The organism is Aestuariivirga sp., assembly GCF_037139295.1.
In the GTDB taxonomy this organism is placed as follows: Bacteria; Pseudomonadota; Alphaproteobacteria; order Rhizobiales; family Aestuariivirgaceae; genus Aestuariivirga.
This window is the reverse complement of record NZ_JBAXGR010000003.1, coordinates 81,081-96,607: the sequence shown is the minus strand read 5'-3', so window position 1 is coordinate 96,607 and position 15,527 is coordinate 81,081. Positions and strand designations below refer to the sequence as shown.

Genomic DNA, 15,527 nt, shown 5'->3' with positions numbered 1-15,527 from the left:
GACAATGGACAAGCCACCGAAGTCGACGCAGGACGGACACGCTGAACCCGTGTCGGCGCGCATCCGCGCCCGGGTCGTGAAGTCTGGCAAGCGCTATTTCGCCAATGACAACATTTCCGCCTTCATTGAACCCGGCGAGCTCGAGGCGCTGCTCGACGAGGTTGCAGGCAAGATGCAGGGCGTGCTCGAGAGCCTGGTCATCGACGTCGACCATGACCACAACACGCAGGGCACGGCGCGCCGCGTGGCCAAGATGTATCTGAACGAAGTGTTCCGTGGCCGCTATGTGGGCCAGCCGCCGGTCACCGAATTCCCCAATGCCGAATACCTGAACGAGCTGATGATCGTCGGCCCGATCACCGTGCGCAGCGCCTGCAGCCACCACCTCTGCCCGATCATGGGCCGGTTGTGGATCGGGCTCTTGCCCAACGAGCATTCGAACCTCATCGGCCTGTCGAAATACACCCGCCTTGCCGAGTGGATCATGTCGCGCCCGCAGATTCAGGAAGAGGCGATCGCCCAGGTGGCTGACCTGCTGATGAGCAAGGTGGCGCCCGATGGCCTCGCCGTGGTCATGGAGGCCGATCACTTCTGCATGCACTGGCGCGGCGTGAAGGACAACGCCACCAAGATGATCAACAGCGTGATGCGCGGCGCCTTCCTCAAGAACGCCTCGCTCCGTCGCGAATTCCTCGCCCTCGTCAACCTCAAGGACTGAAACGCCAGATGATCGTTCGCTGTGTCTATGCCAGCCGGGCCGCCACGAGCCTCACCCCCGCCATGGTGGAGGACATCCTTGAGAAGTCGCGCAGCCACAACCCGGCGAGCGGCATCACTGGAATCCTTTGCTACAGTGGCGACGTGTTCATCCAGGTGCTGGAAGGCGGGCGTGACGAGGTGTGCGAGCTTTACAACGCCATCGTCCGCGATGGTCGCCACAGCAATGTGCGCATCCTCGCCTTCGAGGAAATCCGCGAGCGCAAGTTCTGCAACTGGACCATGGGCCACGTCGACCTGTCGAAGGTCAACCCCGGCCTGCTGCTGAAATATCACGAGCGCGCGGTTCTCAACCCCTTCGCCAGCTCAGGCGCTGCCACCATGGCGCTGCTCGACGAGCTTGTCGCCACGGCCGCCGTGAGCACGCGGGTCGGCTAGGGCTTCGGCTGGCAGGCCTCGCAAGCAAAGGCACGACGGCCGGCAATTTCGAAGGCACTGATGGCGCCGCCGCAGGCGGGGCAATTGTCCTTGGCAAAGATGTTCACGCGCTCGCCATAGCGGCTCTTCGATTTCTTTGCGCCCTCGACCGTGATGATGGCATTGGCCTTCACTCCACGTTCAAGCAACGTGACCGAATCTTCCCAGATCCTGTCGAAATCGGCGCGCGCCAGGCGCTGGCCCGGAACATGCGGGTGGATGCGCTGCCGCCACAGGATCTCGCTGCGGTAGATGTTGCCGATCCCCGCCATCACCGACTGGTCCATGATGAGTTGCCCGACCGATGTCCGGCTCTTCGAGATGCGCGCCCAGGCGCTATCAGGGTCGGCATCGGATCGCAGCACGTCTGGCCCGATGCGACTGGTGAGAGCCAGGGCTTCCGGAGGGTCAAGCACCTCGCAGCTGTTGGGGCCGTTGATGTCCACCACATGGCTGTCGCTGATCATGCGAATGCGCACCTCGCCCTTGGGCTCCGCCGCCGGCCGCTTGGAGCAGCGAAAGCGGCCGAAGAGACCCAAATGAATGTGCAGGCTCAGATCGTCGAAGCGGTAGAGCAGGTGCTTGCCATAGGCATCGATGGCGGTGCAGATGCGCCCGTCGAGCCGGGCTGCCCCCTCCATGAAGCGGCCCTGCGGCGAGGAGACGTCCAGCGCCTTGCCCACGAGCATCGGCCGCTGGTCACGCGCGGCGCGGTGGATGGTATGGCCTTCAGGCATTCCGGAACCAGCCGAGGCCTTCGACGGTGTGGCCCGCCGGGCGATATTCGCAGCCGACGTAACCGTCGTAACCCAGTTGGTCGAGATGGCGGAAGATGCGCACATCGTCGAGTTCGCCGGTGCCGGGTTCGTTGCGCTTCGGGATGGAGGCCACCTGCACATGGCCGGTGATGGGCAGCAGCGCGTCCAGCCCCTTCATCACGTCGCCATGCAGGATCTGGCGGTGGTAGATGTCGAACTGGAGCTTCAGGTTGGGCAGCGCCAACTCGCTGATCAAGGCCGCCGCGAAGGGAAAGTCGTTGAGGAAGTAGCCCGGCATGTCGCGCCCGTTGATCGGCTCGATCAGGATGTCGATGCCAAGGGGTGCGGTTACCGCGCAGGCATGGCGCAGCGCCGTCTTGTAGGCTTCGACCGCGCGCGGGTCATGCCGGTCGCCATGGCCACTCATCACGTGCAGGCGCTTGACGCCCGTGGCCTTGGCATAGGGGAGCGCGGTTTCGACCGAGGCGCGGAACTCCGTCTCGCGGCCCGCGACCGAGGCCATGCCGCGCTCGCCCTTGTCCCAGTCGCCCGGAGGCAGGTTGAACAGCGCCTGGGTGAGCCCTGAGTCTTGCAGGCGGCGGGCAATTTCGTCCGGCGCATGGGCATAGGGGAAGAGGAACTCGACGGCGGTGAAGCCATTGTCCGCCGCCGCCTTGAAGCGGTCGAGGAAGTCCCATTCATTGAACATCATGGAGAGGTTGGCGGCGAATTTCGGCATGGGCGTCCCCCGGGGCGACTCAACAGCGGTCGGCGCAAACACTAGCGCCCGCTGCGGCCAGCGCAATCCACCGCTGTTCCGGGCCGAAGCGATGCTCCGCCCTTGCGGGCCTCGCCGCTGCGCTCTACCAGAGAGTGGGTAAAGGGAGAGAACAGCCATGGACCGCTTCAACGGCATCCCCGCCATCGGCTTCGGCACCTATCCGCTGAGCGGTGCCGAGGCGGAGCGCTGCGTGGCCACCGCGCTGGAGGTGGGCATCCGCCACATCGACACCGCGCAGATGTATGGCAACGAGAAGCAGGTGGGCCGCGCCATCACCGCCTCGGGTGTCAAGCGTGATGACGTCTTTCTCGTCACCAAGGTCGACCCTTCCAACCTCGGTGCGGCGCGTTTCGCGGACTCGGTCAAACGCTCGGTCGATGACCTGGGCGCGGTGCCCGACCTGCTGCTCATTCACTGGCCGCCGTCCGACGGCGACATCGACGGCCCGGTCGAGCGCCTGCTGCGCGCCGGCGAGCAGGGGATGGCAAAGCAGCTGGGCGTCAGCAATTTCAGTCCGCGCCTGATGCGCCGGGCACAAGCGCTGGCCGGCGGAAAGCTGATCTGCAACCAGATCGAATTCCACCCGTTGCTTGACCAGTCGGCATGGCTCGCCACGGCGCGCGAGCTTGGGCTCGTGCTCACCGCCTACAGCCCTTTGGCACGCGGCAAGTGCATGGAGGAGACGGTGGTGCAGGAAATCGCGGCGCGCCACCAGCGCCCGGCCTCCGAAATCGTGCTGCGCTGGATCACCCAGCAGGGTGTCGCGGCGATCCCCATGACCCGCAAGCGCGAGAATGCGGCTTCCAACCTGCGCGCCGCCGAGTTCACGCTGACTGAAGCGGAGATGAGCGCCATCTCGGCCCTGGGCAGCCGCAACATGCGGCTCATCAATCCCTCTTGGATGCGCAGCTGGGATTAACGTAGGCTCAGGCCATGACCAAGCCGTGCATCATCACCGTCGCCATCACCGGATCCGTTCCGCGCAAGGAGCATAACCCGGCCGTTCCCATCACCATCGCCGAGCAGGTGGAATCGACGCAAGCCGCCTTCGAGGCGGGCGCCAGCATCGCGCATGTGCATGTGAGGAAGGACGACCAGACGCCGACCTCCGACCCTGATCGCTTCGCGGCATTGCTGGAGGGTCTGCGCAGGCATTGCCCTGGTCTCATCGTGCAGTTTTCCACCGGCGGGCGCTCCGGCAAGGGTTCCGAGCGTGGCGGCATGCTGCATCTGGGCTGCGACATGGCTTCGTTGTCGACCGGCTCCTGCAACTTCCCCACCATCATCTACGAGAACCACCCGGACCTCGTGCGTGAACTCGCGGTCAAGATGCTGGAGTACAACGTCAAGCCGGAGATCGAGGTGTTCGACCTCTCGATGCTCTACCAGGCGCTGCGCCTGGCCGATGAGGGCCTGCTGAGGAAACCGCTGCACGTGCAGTTCGTGATGGGCGTGAAGAACGCCATGCCGGTGGTGCGCCAGGCCTTCGACTTCATGGTGGATGAGGTGACGCGCCTTGCACCGGAAGCGACATGGGTTGCGGCGGGCATCGGCAGGCACCAGCTGGAGGTCAACCGCTGGTGCCTCGAGCGCGGCGGCCACTGCCGCACCGGGCTTGAAGACAACATCCGCTGGGATGAGACCAGGCTCGCGGCATCGAATGCCGAACTGGTGATGCGCTTGGCGAAGATGTGCGGCGAATATGGGCGGCACGCGGCGAGTGCGGCCGAGGCGCGGGAGATATTGCGGCTGAACTAACGGCCGTCATCCCGGCGAAGGCATAAGACCAATGCTAGCCCTTCAACCCATACAGCCCGCTCGACCGCTGCAGGTGCTGCACCATCGCGGCCTCCGCGGCATCGGCGTCACCCTTCGCGATGGCATCGACGATCACCATGTGCTCGGCCAGCGTATAGGTCTCCTTGCCGGACCACAGCAGCAACTCGGTGTGATAGGCCTTGAGCCAGCCGAGCATCGCCTCGCTGATGGAAACGAAGATCGGGTTGCCGGAGATGGCGGCGATCTGGGTGTGAAGCCGCATGTCAGCTTCCATGAAGGCCTCCGCCTTGCCGAGGCGGGCACGCTGCTCCGCGATGATGGCGCGCAGCCGCGCCACATCCTCCGGCGTTGCCTTGGCCGCCGCCTCGCACACCATGCCGCGCTCGAACAGCAGGCGGGCTTCCTTCAGATGCTCGAGCGACGAGGAAGAGCGCTGCAGCATGATGTGGGCGGAGAGGTCCACCTGGCGGATAATCGACTGCGCGGTGAGTTCCTGCACGCGTGCCCGCTCGCCGTGGCTGATCGAGACGAGGCCCATGTTGGAGAGTGATTGCATCGCCTCGCGGATTGCCGGGCGGCCGACGCCGAAACGCTCCATCAGCTCGCGCTCGGAGGGCATGGCATCGCCTGCCTTGAGGTTGCCTTCCGAGATCAGCCGGAGCAGGCGTTCCAGCACCTCGTCGGACAATTTGCGGCGGGTGATACGCTCGGTTTGCATCGTCACCGTCTTGGCTGCTAGGTTACGTTGAGTTTAGGTCATCATACCAGTTAGCTGCCAATGCGCAATGTGCCGACCCACATGATCCGCCTCACCTATCTCGTTGAAACGGAAGGAAGTCCGGAGAAACTGGCGGCCAAGATCGCCTCCGACCAGTCGACCGGCACCTTCGTCGCAGTGCCGGGCGAGACCGAGGAACTGAAGGCCCGCGTGGCGGCCCGTGTCGCGGCCGTACGGCCGCTGCCATCTTCGCCCAAGCCATCATTCCCCTCGGACAGTCCTGGCCCCTTCAACCGCGCCGAGGCCGACATCGATTTTCCCTTTGATGCCATCGGCACGGACCTTGCCGCCCTGATGACCATTACCATGGGCGGCGTCTGGTCGATCCGCGGCTTCACCGGCATCCGTGTGATCGCCATGCAGTTGCCGGAGGAGTTCCGGGGTGCACACCCCGGTCCGCAGTTCGGCATCCCCGGCAGCCGGAAGCTCACCGGCGTCGAGGGCCGCCCGATCATCGGCACCATCGTGAAGCCCGCACTGGGCCTCCGCCCGCCAGAGACGGCGGCGCTGGTGAAGGAGCTGATCGCGGCCGGTGTCGACTTCATCAAGGATGACGAGAAGCTGGCGAGCCCGGCCTACTCGCCGCTCGAAGAGCGCGTGAAGGCCATCATGCCGCTCGTCCTCGACCATGAGCAGAAGACCGGCAAGAAGGTGATGTATGCCTTCGGCATCAGCCACGCCGACCCGGATGTCATGATGCGCAACCACGACGTGGTGCTGAAGGCCGGTGGCAACTGTGCGGTGGTCAACATCAATTCCATCGGCTTCGGCGGGATGAGTTTCCTGAGGAAGCGCTCCGGCCTCGTGCTGCATGCCCACCGCAACGGCTGGGACCTGCTGACCAGGCACCCCTGCATCGGAATGGATTTTTCCGTGTACCAGCAATTCTGGCGGCTGCTCGGCGTCGATCAGTTCCAGATCAACGGCATCAAGGTGAAGTACTGGGAGCCGGACGAGAGCTTCGTGGCCTCCTTCAAGGCGCTCAGGCAGCCGCTGTTCTCGGAAGGCGATTGCCCGCTGCCCGTGGCCGGTTCCGGCCAGTGGGGCGGACAGGCGCCGGAAACCTATGAGCGCACGGGCAGGACCCAGGACCTGCTCTATCTCTGTGGCGGCGGCATCGTCAGCCACCCTTCGGGGCCCGCTGCGGGCGTGCGCGCAGTACGCCAGGCGTGGGAAGCCGCCGTGGCGGGCATCCCGCTCGAGGCTTACGCGAAGGACCACGCGGAACTCGCGCAGTCACTCGCCTTCTTCGGTGACGGGAAGGCCGGCTGATGCTGCTGAGCTACTACGGCGATGACTTCACCGGCTCGACCGACGTGATGGAGTCGATGGCGTTGCATGGCGTGAAGACGGTGCTGTTCACGCGCATCCCCACACTGCAGGAGCAGGCGCGCTTCGCAGGCTTCGATGCGGTGGGCATTGCTGGCACCAGTCGCAGCCAGACGCCGGAGTGGATGGACGAGCACCTGCCCCAGCGCTTCATGTGGCTGAAGCACGTCGGCGCACGCTTCTGCCACTACAAGGTCTGCTCCACCTTCGATTCCGCCCCGCATGTGGGCAACATCGGCCGCGCCATCGAGATCGCGCGGGGCATCTTCGCGCAGCGCGTGACGCCGCTGGTCGTCGGAGCACCCCAGCTGAAGCGCTACACTGCTTTCGGCCATCTCTTCGCGGGCTATCAGGGCCAGACCTACCGCATCGACCGCCACCCGGTGATGAGCCGCCACCCGGTGACGCCGATGGATGAGGCGGACCTTCGCCTGCACTTGGCAAGGCAGACGCAGCTTCCCATCGATCTCGTTCCGGCCACTGCGCTGAATGATAGCGCCGTCGATGGGGTCATCGCCGCGGCCAGGGGCATCGTGCTGTTCGATGTCTTCGACATGGCCGCGCAACTGGAAGCAGGTCGCCAGCTGCTGCGCATCGCCGATCGCGTCGGCCCCTTCATCGCGGGCTCCTCGGGCGTCAACTATGCGCTGGTGAAGGCGCTGGCGGCAGCGGGCGAAATTCCCGGCGCCGCCAGTTTCCCCGCACTGCCGAAAGTCGAGCGCATCATTGCCGTTTCGGGCAGCTGCTCGCCCACCACGGCCCGGCAGATCCGGCACGCGCTGGCCAACGGCTTCACCGGCCTCCACGCCGACCCCCTCGATCTGGCACGCATGCCAGATGCCGCGGTCGCGCATCTTTCCGCACAAGCCAAGCGCCTGATGGGCGAGGGTCGAAGCGTGCTCGTCTACACCGCACTCGACCCCGAGACGGATCGCGGCGGGCCACTCGATGCCATTCCCGGTGGCCGCCACCGCGTGGGGCAGGCGCTGGGCCGCATCGCGCGCGCCTGCATCGAGGGTTTCGGACTGAAGCGCGCCATTCTCGCGGGCGGCGATACCTCGAGCCACGCGCTGGGCGAGCTTGACGTCTTTGCCCTCACCACGCGCTTTCCGCTGGTGGCAACGCCCGGTTCGCCGCTGTGCACGGCCGCCAGCGCCGATGCCCGGCTCGATGGCATCGAGATCGCCATGAAGGGCGGGCAGGTCGGGGGTGACGATTACTTCGTTGCGCTGCGCGACGGCCTCGCGGCATAGTTTCGGAAAATCTGGGAGGACGGACGTGCCACGCTTCGAACGCAAAGCCTTGATGGACAAGTTCCAGGACATGAAGCGCCGCCGCATTCCCATCATGGGCGGCGGGGCTGGCACCGGGCTTTCCGCCAAATGCGAGGAAGAGGGCGGCATCGACCTCATCGTCATCTATAATTCCGGCCGCTATCGCATGGCGGGCCGAGGCTCGCTGTCGGGCATCCTCGCCTATGGCAATGCCAATGAGATCGTGGTCGAAATGGCGCGCGAGGTGCTGCCGGTGACGAAATGCACGCCAGTACTGGCGGGTGTGAACGGCACCGACCCGTTCTGCCTGTTCGATCCCTTCCTCGACCAGCTCAAGGCCATGGGCTTCTCCGGCATCCAGAACTTCCCCACCGTGGGCCTCATCGACGGCGTGTTCCGCACCAACCTCGAGGAGACCGGCATGTCCTATGGTCTCGAGGTGGATCTCATCAAGCTCGCCCGTTCCAAGGACATGCTGACCACGCCTTACGTGTTCAACGCTTCCGAGGCAGAAGCGATGGCCAAGGCCGGGGCGGACATCATCGTCTGCCATCTGGGCCTCACCACCGGTGGCAGTATCGGATCGCAGACGTCGCTGAAGCTCGCCGACTGCCCGGCCCTCGTCGATGAATGGGCCGAGGCCGCTTTGAAGGTGAACAAGGACGCCATCATCATCGTCCATGGCGGCCCCGTCTCCATGCCGGACGATGCGCAGTTCATCCTGAACAACACCAAGAACTGCCACGGCTTCTACGGCGCCTCCTCGATGGAGCGGCTGCCCACCGAAATCGCATTGGTTGAGCAGACGAAGGCTTTCAAGGGGCTGACCATCCCACAATAAATCGCCACCCCGGCGAAAGCCGGGGCCCAGCTTTGGACATCAACCACGGGGAACGCGAGGTCCTGGCTTTCGCCGGGATGACGGTCTGAATGAGGGGGATTTGGAGCACACCGCAAGATGTTCTAAGACTCTACCCAAGAGCTTCGGGCCCCGGCCTGCAAGGAGTATGCGTCATGAATGAACTTCGCCCCGTGGGTGCGGCCACGCGCTTTGCACCCGTTGCGCGCAATCCGGGTGTGCCGCTCACCCTCGACTGGTTCGAGGACGTGCAGGTGAACCTCTCCGCCGCCGAGCGCCGCGCGGCGAGCCTGCCGGCGCGCCGGTCGGTGAAGAAGAACTATCAGGCCGCGTGGCTCATCAAGGCGCTGCAATGCATCGACCTCACCACGCTGGCCGGTGACGACACGCCGGGCCGCGTGCAGCGCCTCTGTGCCAAGGCGAAGCGCCCGCTGCGTGATGATATCGTCACGGCGCTGGGGCTTTCCGCGATGCCCACGGTGGGCGCTGTCTGCGTCTATCCGTCGATGGTGCCGCCTGCGGTGAAAGCGCTGGAGGGATCCGGCATTCCCGTCGCCTCGGTGGCGACAGGCTTCCCCGCGGGCCTCATGCCGCTGCCGCAGCGCCTGGCCGAAATCCGCTATGCGGTGGACCAGGGAGCGCAGGAGATCGACATTGTCATCCATCGTGCGCAAGTGTTGCTGCAGGACTGGGTGGCGCTTTATGACGAGATCGCCGCGATGCGCGAGGCCTGTGGCGATGCGCACATGAAGGCCATTCTCGCCACGGGCGACCTGAAAACGCTGCGCAATGTCTACAAGGCCTCGATGGTGGCCATGCAGGCGGGGGCAGACTTCATCAAGACCTCCACCGGCAAGGAAGACGTCAACGCCACGCTGCCCGTCAGCCTCACCATGGTCCGTGCACTGAGGGATTACGGCGAGCTCACCGGCTTCGAGATCGGCTTCAAGCCGGCGGGCGGCCTCAAGACCGCGAAGGACGCGATGAACTGGCTGATCCTGATGAAGGAAGAACTCGGTCGCCGCTGGCTGGAGCCGGACCTGTTCCGCATCGGCGCGTCCTCCATGTTGGGCGACATCGAACGCCAGCTCGAGCACCATGTCACCGGCCGCTATGCGGCCTCTTCCCACCAGCCCCTCGCCTGAGATCATCATGCCCAGCGTCACCGACATTCTCGACACCATGGATTATGGCACGGCACCTGAGAGCAACGCCCATGCGGTGGAGTGGCTCACGGCCCATGCCAAGGGCTTCGGCCATTTCATCAATGGCACCTTCACTAGGTCGGGGAAGACCTTCGATGTTGCCAACCCGGCCAATGGCCAGGTGCTCGCCCGCGTCAGCCAGGGCACGGCGGCGGATGTCGATGCCGCCGTGAAGGCGGCGCGCAAGGCCTTTGGCGCATGGTCGAGACTCTCCGGCCATGAGCGCGCCAAGCATCTCTATGCCATTGCCCGCATCATCCAGAAGCGCGAGCGTTTCCTCTCGGTGCTGGAGACGATGGACAATGGCAAGCCCATCCGCGAGTCGCGCGACATCGACATTCCGCTGGTCGCTCGCCACTTCTACCACCATGCGGGTTGGGCGGAGCTGATCGGTGATGAGTTCCCGGGCTATCAGCCTGTCGGCGTCTGCGGCCAGATTATCCCGTGGAACTTCCCACTGCTGATGCTGGCCTGGAAGATCGCGCCGGCACTCGCCGCCGGCAACACGGTAGTCCTGAAGCCCGCCGAGTTCACGCCGCTCACTGCACTGGCCTTCGCCGAAATCTGCCGCGAGGCAGGCCTGCCGCCGGGCGTGGTCAACATCGTCACGGGTGACGGCGCCACGGGCGCGGCCATTGTCGTTCACAGGGGCGTCGACAAGATCGCCTTCACCGGTTCCACCGATGTGGGCCGCCTCATCCGCAAGGCGACCGCCGGTTCGGGCAAGAAGCTCTCACTGGAACTGGGCGGCAAGTCGCCCTTCATCGTGCATGAGGACGCTGACCTTGATGCGGCGGTGGAAGGTGTTGTCGATGCCATCTGGTTCAACCAGGGCCAGGTGTGTTGTGCGGGCTCGCGCATCCTCGTGCAGGAGGGCGTGTCGCCCCGCTTCCTCGCCAAGCTGCGCCGCCGCATGCAAACGCTGCGCGTGGGCGATCCCCTCGACAAGTCCATCGACATGGGCGCCATCGTCGACCCTGTCCAGCTCCAGCGCATCACCGACATCGTGGAGAAGGGCAAGGCAGAGGGCGGCACCCTGCTGCAGACATCTTGCGAACTGCCTGCATCAGGCAACTGGTTCGCGCCGTCGCTGTTCACTGACGTCGAGACATCTTCCACCGTGATGGATGTCGAGATCTTTGGCCCCGTCGCCGCCATGATGACCTTCCGCACACCGGAAGAGGCCGTGCAGATCGCCAACCACACGCGTTATGGCCTCGCCGCCACCGTGTGGTCGGAGAACATCAATCTGGCGCTCGACACCGCCGCGCGGGTGAAGGCCGGGGTCGTCTGGATCAACTCGACGAACCTCTTCGACGCCGCCGCCGGGTTCGGCGGCTACAAGGAATCGGGCTTCGGCCGCGAAGGCGGCCGTGAAGGCATGTATGAGTATCTGGTGCCGGCATGGGAAGCGGCGCTGAAGCCCGTTGCACCAACGAAATCCGCGCCGCTCAGCGCACTGCCACCTGAAAGTGTCGATGCCTCATCCATCGACCGCACTGCCAAGCTCTACATCGGCGGCAGGCAGGCCCGACCGGATGCCGGCTATAGCTATTCCGTATACGGAGCGAAGGGCAAGGCCATCGGCCAGGCGGGCCTCGGCAGTCGCAAGGACATCCGCAACGCGGTGGAGGCTGCAGCCAAGGCCTCCGGCTGGTCCTCCGCCACGGCACACAATCGCGCACAGGTGCTCTATTATATTGCCGAGAACCTGTCTTCTCGCGCCGATGAATTCACCGCGCGCCTTCGCCAGAGGGGGCTGTCGGCGCGCGAGGCCAAGGTCGAGGTCGAAGTCGCGCTCGCCCGCATCTTCTGGTATGCCGCACAGGCCGACAAATATGATGGCCGTGTGCACGCCACGAAGTCGCGCCACGTGACGCTGGCCATGAACGAGCCGTGGGGCGTGATGGGCGTGGTCTGCCCTGACGAGATGCCGCTCTTGGGCTTCGTCTCGCTGGTCATGCCGGTGATCGCCATGGGCAATCGTGTGGTGGCGGTGCCGTCATCACGCGCACCGCTGGCGGCGACGGACCTCTACCAGGTGTTTGATACCTCCGACCTGCCGGGTGGCGTGGTGAACATCGTGACGGGCGAGCGTGACGAACTGTCAAGGACGCTGGCCGAGCATGATGAGGTGGCGGCACTCTGGTATTTTGGCCCCGGCGTGAAGGCGGTCGAGGCTGCGAGTGCGGGAAATCTGAAGGCCACCTGGGCGTCACCCAAGCCGCGCGACTGGCTGTCACGCGTGCAGGGGCAGGGGTCCGAGTATCTGCGCCGTGCGGTGCAGGTGAAGAACATCTGGGTGCCTTACGGGGAGTGAATTGGATGTCTTCCCTCCTCGTCCTCTCCTGCGAAGCGGGAGAGGAGGGGCCCCCGACGCAGTCGGGGTAGGTGAGGGGAAGCGGACTCCGCCGAATGGTCGTCCCCACTTCCCCTCATCTTTACCCCCGTGCCTTCACATCCTGCCGGTACTTGTGCAACAGCGGTTCCGTATATCCATTGGGCTGCTCAGCACCCTTGAACACCAGGTCGCAGGCCGCCCGAAACGCGATGGACCTCGCAAAATCCTCCGCCATCGGACGATATGCCGGGTCGCCTGCATTCTGCCCGTCCACCACCGCCGCCATGCGTTTCATCGTCGCCATCACTTGCTTCTCGGCGACTACGCCGTGGCGCAGCCAGTTGGCGATGTGCTGGGACGAGATGCGCAGCGTGGCGCGGTCTTCCATCAGGCCGACATCGTCGATATCCGGAACCTTGGAACAGCCGATGCCCTGATCGATCCAGCGCACCACGTAACCCAGAATGCCCTGCGCGTTGTTGTCGAGTTCCTTCTGGATTTCCTCCGGCGTCCAGTTGGGCCGCGTGGCGACGGGAATGGACAGAATGTCGTCGAGGCTGGCGCGCGCGCGGCTCTTCAGCTTTTCCTGCACCGCCTTGACGTTCACCCGGTGATAATGCGTGGCATGCAGCGTCGCCGCTGTGGGTGACGGCACCCAGGCCGTGTTGGCGCCGGCCTGCGGATGGGCGAGTTTCATCGACAGCATGATGGCCATATGGTCGGGGATCGCCCACATGCCCTTGCCGATCTGGGCGTGTCCCGGCAGGCCGCAGAGCAGGCCGGTGTCGACGTTCCAGTCTTCATAGGCCTTGATCCACGGCGCCTGCTTCATGTCGCCCTTGCGGATCATCGGGCCCGCCTCCATGGCGCTGTGGATCTCGTCGCCCGTGCGGTCGAGGAAGCCGGTGTTGATGAACACGATCCGGTCCTTCGCGACGCGGATACATTCCTTGAGGTTGATGGTGGTGCGCCGCTCCTCGTCCATGATGCCGATCTTCATGGTGTTGGGCTTGAGGCCGAGCGCTGCCTCGACGCGCGTGAAGAGCTCCACCGCGAAGGCCACCTCGTCCGGCCCATGCATCTTGGGCTTCACGACATAGATCGACCCGGCGCGCGAGTTCATGCGCTTGCCGTTGAGATCATGAATGGCGATGAGCGCCGTCATCATGGCGTCCATGATGCCTTCGGGAATCTCGCGGCCCTGCTCGTCGAGGATGGCGGGCGTGGTCATCAGGTGGCCGACATTCCGCACCAGCATCAGCGAGCGCCCGGGCAGCGTCACCGTTCCGCCGTTGGGCGACTCGTAGGTGCGGTCGGGGTTCAGGCGGCGGGTGAAGGTATGGCCGCCCTTCTCGATCTCCTCGGCGAGGTCGCCCTTCATCAGGCCCAGCCAGTTGCGATAGACCGTCACCTTGTCGGCCGCATCCACCGCCGCGACCGAGTCTTCGCAGTCCATGATGGTGGTCAGCGCGGATTCGAGGATGACGTCGGAAATGCCTGCCTTGTCGTCCTTCCCGATGAGGCTCGTGCGGTCGAAGGCGATCTCGATGTGCAGCCCATGTGTGGCCAGCAGCACGGCGGAAGGGTTGTCCTTCGGCCCGCGCCAGCCCTTGAAATGCGTGGGCGCCCTCAGGCTCCCGAGGTCGGTCATCAGCACCGCACCGTCGACGAAGACGCGCGAGACGTCGGCCCACTTGGCTTTGCCCTTGGCCAACGGCACGGACTGGTCGAGGAAGTTCCGCGCCCAGCCGATGACGCGGGCGCCGCGCACCGGGTTATAGGCCTTCCCCTTCTCCGCCCCGTCCTGCTCGGGGATCGCGTCAGTGCCGTAAAGCGCGTCATAGAGAGAGCCCCAGCGGGCATTGGCGGCATTGAGCGCGTAGCGGGCATTCATCACGGGCACGACCAGCTGCGGGCCTGCCACCTGCGCGATCTCGGGGTCGACGTGCTTCGTCGTCACCTTGAAGTCCGTCCCTTCGGGGAGGAGGTAGCCGATCTCGGTCAGGAAGGCCTTGTAAGCTGCCATGTCGGTGGGTGCGCCGTTCGTCCGGTACCAGTCGTCGAGCTTCGCCTGCAGCTCGTCGCGCCGCGCCAGCAAGGCGCGGTTCTTCGGCGCGAGGTCGTTCACGATGGATGCGAAGCGCTGCCAGAAGTCGAGCTCGGCGATGCCGGCGCCCGGCAGGGCCTCGTCGCCCACGAAGGTGAAGAGTTCGCCCGCAACCCTGAGCCCTGAGATCTCGATCCGGTTCGTCAACTGCACGTCCCCTTTTGGTCTGCCGGGGGGAGAATTAGACCATCACGGCTTCTTCAGCCAGTCCATGTTGGGGTAGGGGACCGGCTCCTTCGCCTTGAGGAAATAGCGGACGAAAATCTCGCCATAGCCCTTCATCGTGTAACCGTCGTTCTTTGCGATCAGCCGCTCGCGCTCGGCGCTGTAAAAGGCCGGGATCTTGTACCAGGCGAGTGCGGGCACGGTGTGGTGGGCCACGTGCAGGTTGTTGTAAAGGAACAGCAGCGACCAGAAGGGCGAGGCTTCGACGATGATGGTCCGGTGCTCCACGCTCTCCGCCGCCTGGTGCTCGCAGAAGGAGCGCACCAAGGCGAGCGAGATGCCGGGATAGGCGATGAGCAGGTAGTATTGCCAGAACGGCATGCCGCAGACATGCACGACATACCACAGCGTGATGGCGCAGGACGGCACGAACCAGGCCCAGGCGCGGATCGTCCTGCGGTTTCCGGCCAGCATGTCGCGGAACTCTGATGACCAGAAGCGGATGATCGAGATGGCGGGGCCGATCAGCATGCGACCGGCCAGCGTGTTGTTGAACTCGTAGAGTACGCGGCGGATGCCCTGAACGTGGGCCCAGTCCTCCGGCAGCAGGTAGTAGGACTCGGGGTCGAGCCGCGGGTCGGTCAGGTGCTGGTCATTGTGGTGCTGCAGGTGGGTCTGCCGATAGCGCAGATAGGGCAGCCACAGGGTAGGCGTCGGGAAGATCATCGCCTCGTTGAGGACCTTGTTGCCGGTCGGGTGGCCGTGCAGCACCTCGTGCTGCAACGAGGCGTGAAGGGCGGCGCAATAGGCGCCGACGGGCAGGATCACCCACCATGGCAGGCTGGCGTGGAACCACACGACGAACGCCAGCACGAGATAATCGGCGGCGATCAGGGCCACGGTCGGCCATTCGATCTCGCGGGAGTGTTCCTTCACCATGTCTCGAACCAAATCATG

General features: G+C 64.9%; 14 protein-coding genes. 9 read left to right on the top strand and 5 right to left on the bottom strand.

Going from position 1 to position 15,527, the window contains the following annotated elements; all coding sequences use genetic code 11:
- The first annotated feature begins 4 nt into the window (after positions 1-4).
- Complete coding sequence (locus tag WCJ41_RS01950; protein WP_336904137.1) at positions 5-718, top strand: GTP cyclohydrolase I; 714 nt, start codon at positions 5-7, stop codon at positions 716-718.
- Positions 719-726: 8 nt separating this feature from the next.
- Complete coding sequence (locus tag WCJ41_RS01945; protein WP_336904136.1) at positions 727-1,155, top strand: BLUF domain-containing protein; 429 nt, start codon at positions 727-729, stop codon at positions 1,153-1,155.
- Here WCJ41_RS01945 and WCJ41_RS01940 read toward each other — a convergent pair.
- Complete coding sequence (locus tag WCJ41_RS01940; protein ID WP_336904135.1) at positions 1,152-1,931, bottom strand: DNA-formamidopyrimidine glycosylase family protein; 780 nt, start codon at positions 1,929-1,931, stop codon at positions 1,152-1,154. The genes WCJ41_RS01945 and WCJ41_RS01940 overlap by 4 nt on opposite strands.
- Positions 1,924-2,691, bottom strand: a complete 768-nt coding sequence (gene otnI, locus WCJ41_RS01935; RefSeq protein WP_336904134.1) for a 2-oxo-tetronate isomerase — start codon at positions 2,689-2,691, stop codon at positions 1,924-1,926. Before otnI ends, WCJ41_RS01940 begins: the two co-directional genes overlap by 8 nt.
- A 157-nt stretch (positions 2,692-2,848) precedes the next feature.
- On the opposite strand from otnI, the gene WCJ41_RS01930 reads away from it, so the two are divergent.
- Both WCJ41_RS01930 and WCJ41_RS01925 read left to right on the top strand, forming a co-directional pair.
- Entirely contained in the window at positions 2,849-3,652 is an 804-nt protein-coding gene (locus WCJ41_RS01930; RefSeq protein ID WP_336904133.1) for an aldo/keto reductase, read from the top strand.
- Positions 3,653-3,666: 14 nt separating this feature from the next.
- Positions 3,667-4,491, top strand: a complete 825-nt coding sequence (locus WCJ41_RS01925; RefSeq protein WP_336904132.1) for a 3-keto-5-aminohexanoate cleavage protein — start codon at positions 3,667-3,669, stop codon at positions 4,489-4,491.
- A 34-nt stretch (positions 4,492-4,525) separates the two neighbouring features.
- Here WCJ41_RS01925 and WCJ41_RS01920 read toward each other — a convergent pair whose 3' ends face one another.
- Positions 4,526-5,236 carry a transcriptional regulator NanR gene (locus WCJ41_RS01920; RefSeq protein ID WP_336904131.1) on the bottom strand — a complete coding sequence of 237 codons (711 nt, stop codon included), beginning with the start codon at positions 5,234-5,236 and terminating at the stop codon, positions 4,526-4,528.
- A 75-nt stretch (positions 5,237-5,311) separates the two neighbouring features.
- Between WCJ41_RS01920 and oiaX the strand changes: the two genes are divergently transcribed.
- The 5 genes from oiaX to WCJ41_RS01895 all read left to right on the top strand — a co-directional run bounded on the left by oiaX (position 5,312) and on the right by WCJ41_RS01895 (position 12,277).
- The gene (gene oiaX / locus WCJ41_RS01915; protein WP_336904173.1) at positions 5,312-6,562 is read left to right on the top strand and encodes a 3-oxo-isoapionate-4-phosphate decarboxylase OiaX; all 1,251 of its coding nucleotides are present in this window, start codon (positions 5,312-5,314) and stop codon (positions 6,560-6,562) included.
- A complete protein-coding gene (locus tag WCJ41_RS01910) occupies positions 6,562-7,872 on the top strand; it encodes a four-carbon acid sugar kinase family protein (RefSeq protein ID WP_336904130.1) in 1,311 nt (436 codons plus the stop codon). Before oiaX ends, WCJ41_RS01910 begins: the two co-directional genes overlap by 1 nt.
- Positions 7,873-7,897: 25 nt before the next feature.
- Positions 7,898-8,734 (top strand): phosphoenolpyruvate hydrolase family protein, encoded by an 837-nt coding sequence (locus WCJ41_RS01905; protein ID WP_336904129.1) that lies wholly within the window; start codon positions 7,898-7,900, stop codon positions 8,732-8,734.
- Positions 8,735-8,907: 173 nt separating this feature from the next.
- Positions 8,908-9,897 (top strand): deoxyribose-phosphate aldolase, encoded by a 990-nt coding sequence (deoC, locus tag WCJ41_RS01900; protein WP_336904128.1) that lies wholly within the window; start codon positions 8,908-8,910, stop codon positions 9,895-9,897.
- 7 nt (positions 9,898-9,904) lie between these two features.
- A complete protein-coding gene (locus tag WCJ41_RS01895) occupies positions 9,905-12,277 on the top strand; it encodes an aldehyde dehydrogenase family protein (protein WP_336904127.1) in 2,373 nt (790 codons plus the stop codon).
- 121 nt (positions 12,278-12,398) lie between these two features.
- Here the strand turns inward: WCJ41_RS01895 and WCJ41_RS01890 are convergent, their stop codons facing one another.
- Both WCJ41_RS01890 and WCJ41_RS01885 read right to left on the bottom strand, forming a co-directional pair.
- On the bottom strand, positions 12,399-14,552 hold the full coding sequence (locus WCJ41_RS01890) for a malate synthase G (RefSeq protein ID WP_336904126.1): 2,154 nt from the start codon (positions 14,550-14,552) through the stop codon (positions 12,399-12,401).
- Between the two features lie 42 nt (positions 14,553-14,594).
- Positions 14,595-15,509 carry a fatty acid desaturase gene (locus WCJ41_RS01885; protein WP_336904125.1) on the bottom strand — a complete coding sequence of 305 codons (915 nt, stop codon included), beginning with the start codon at positions 15,507-15,509 and terminating at the stop codon, positions 14,595-14,597.
- Positions 15,510-15,527: the final 18 nt, after the last annotated feature.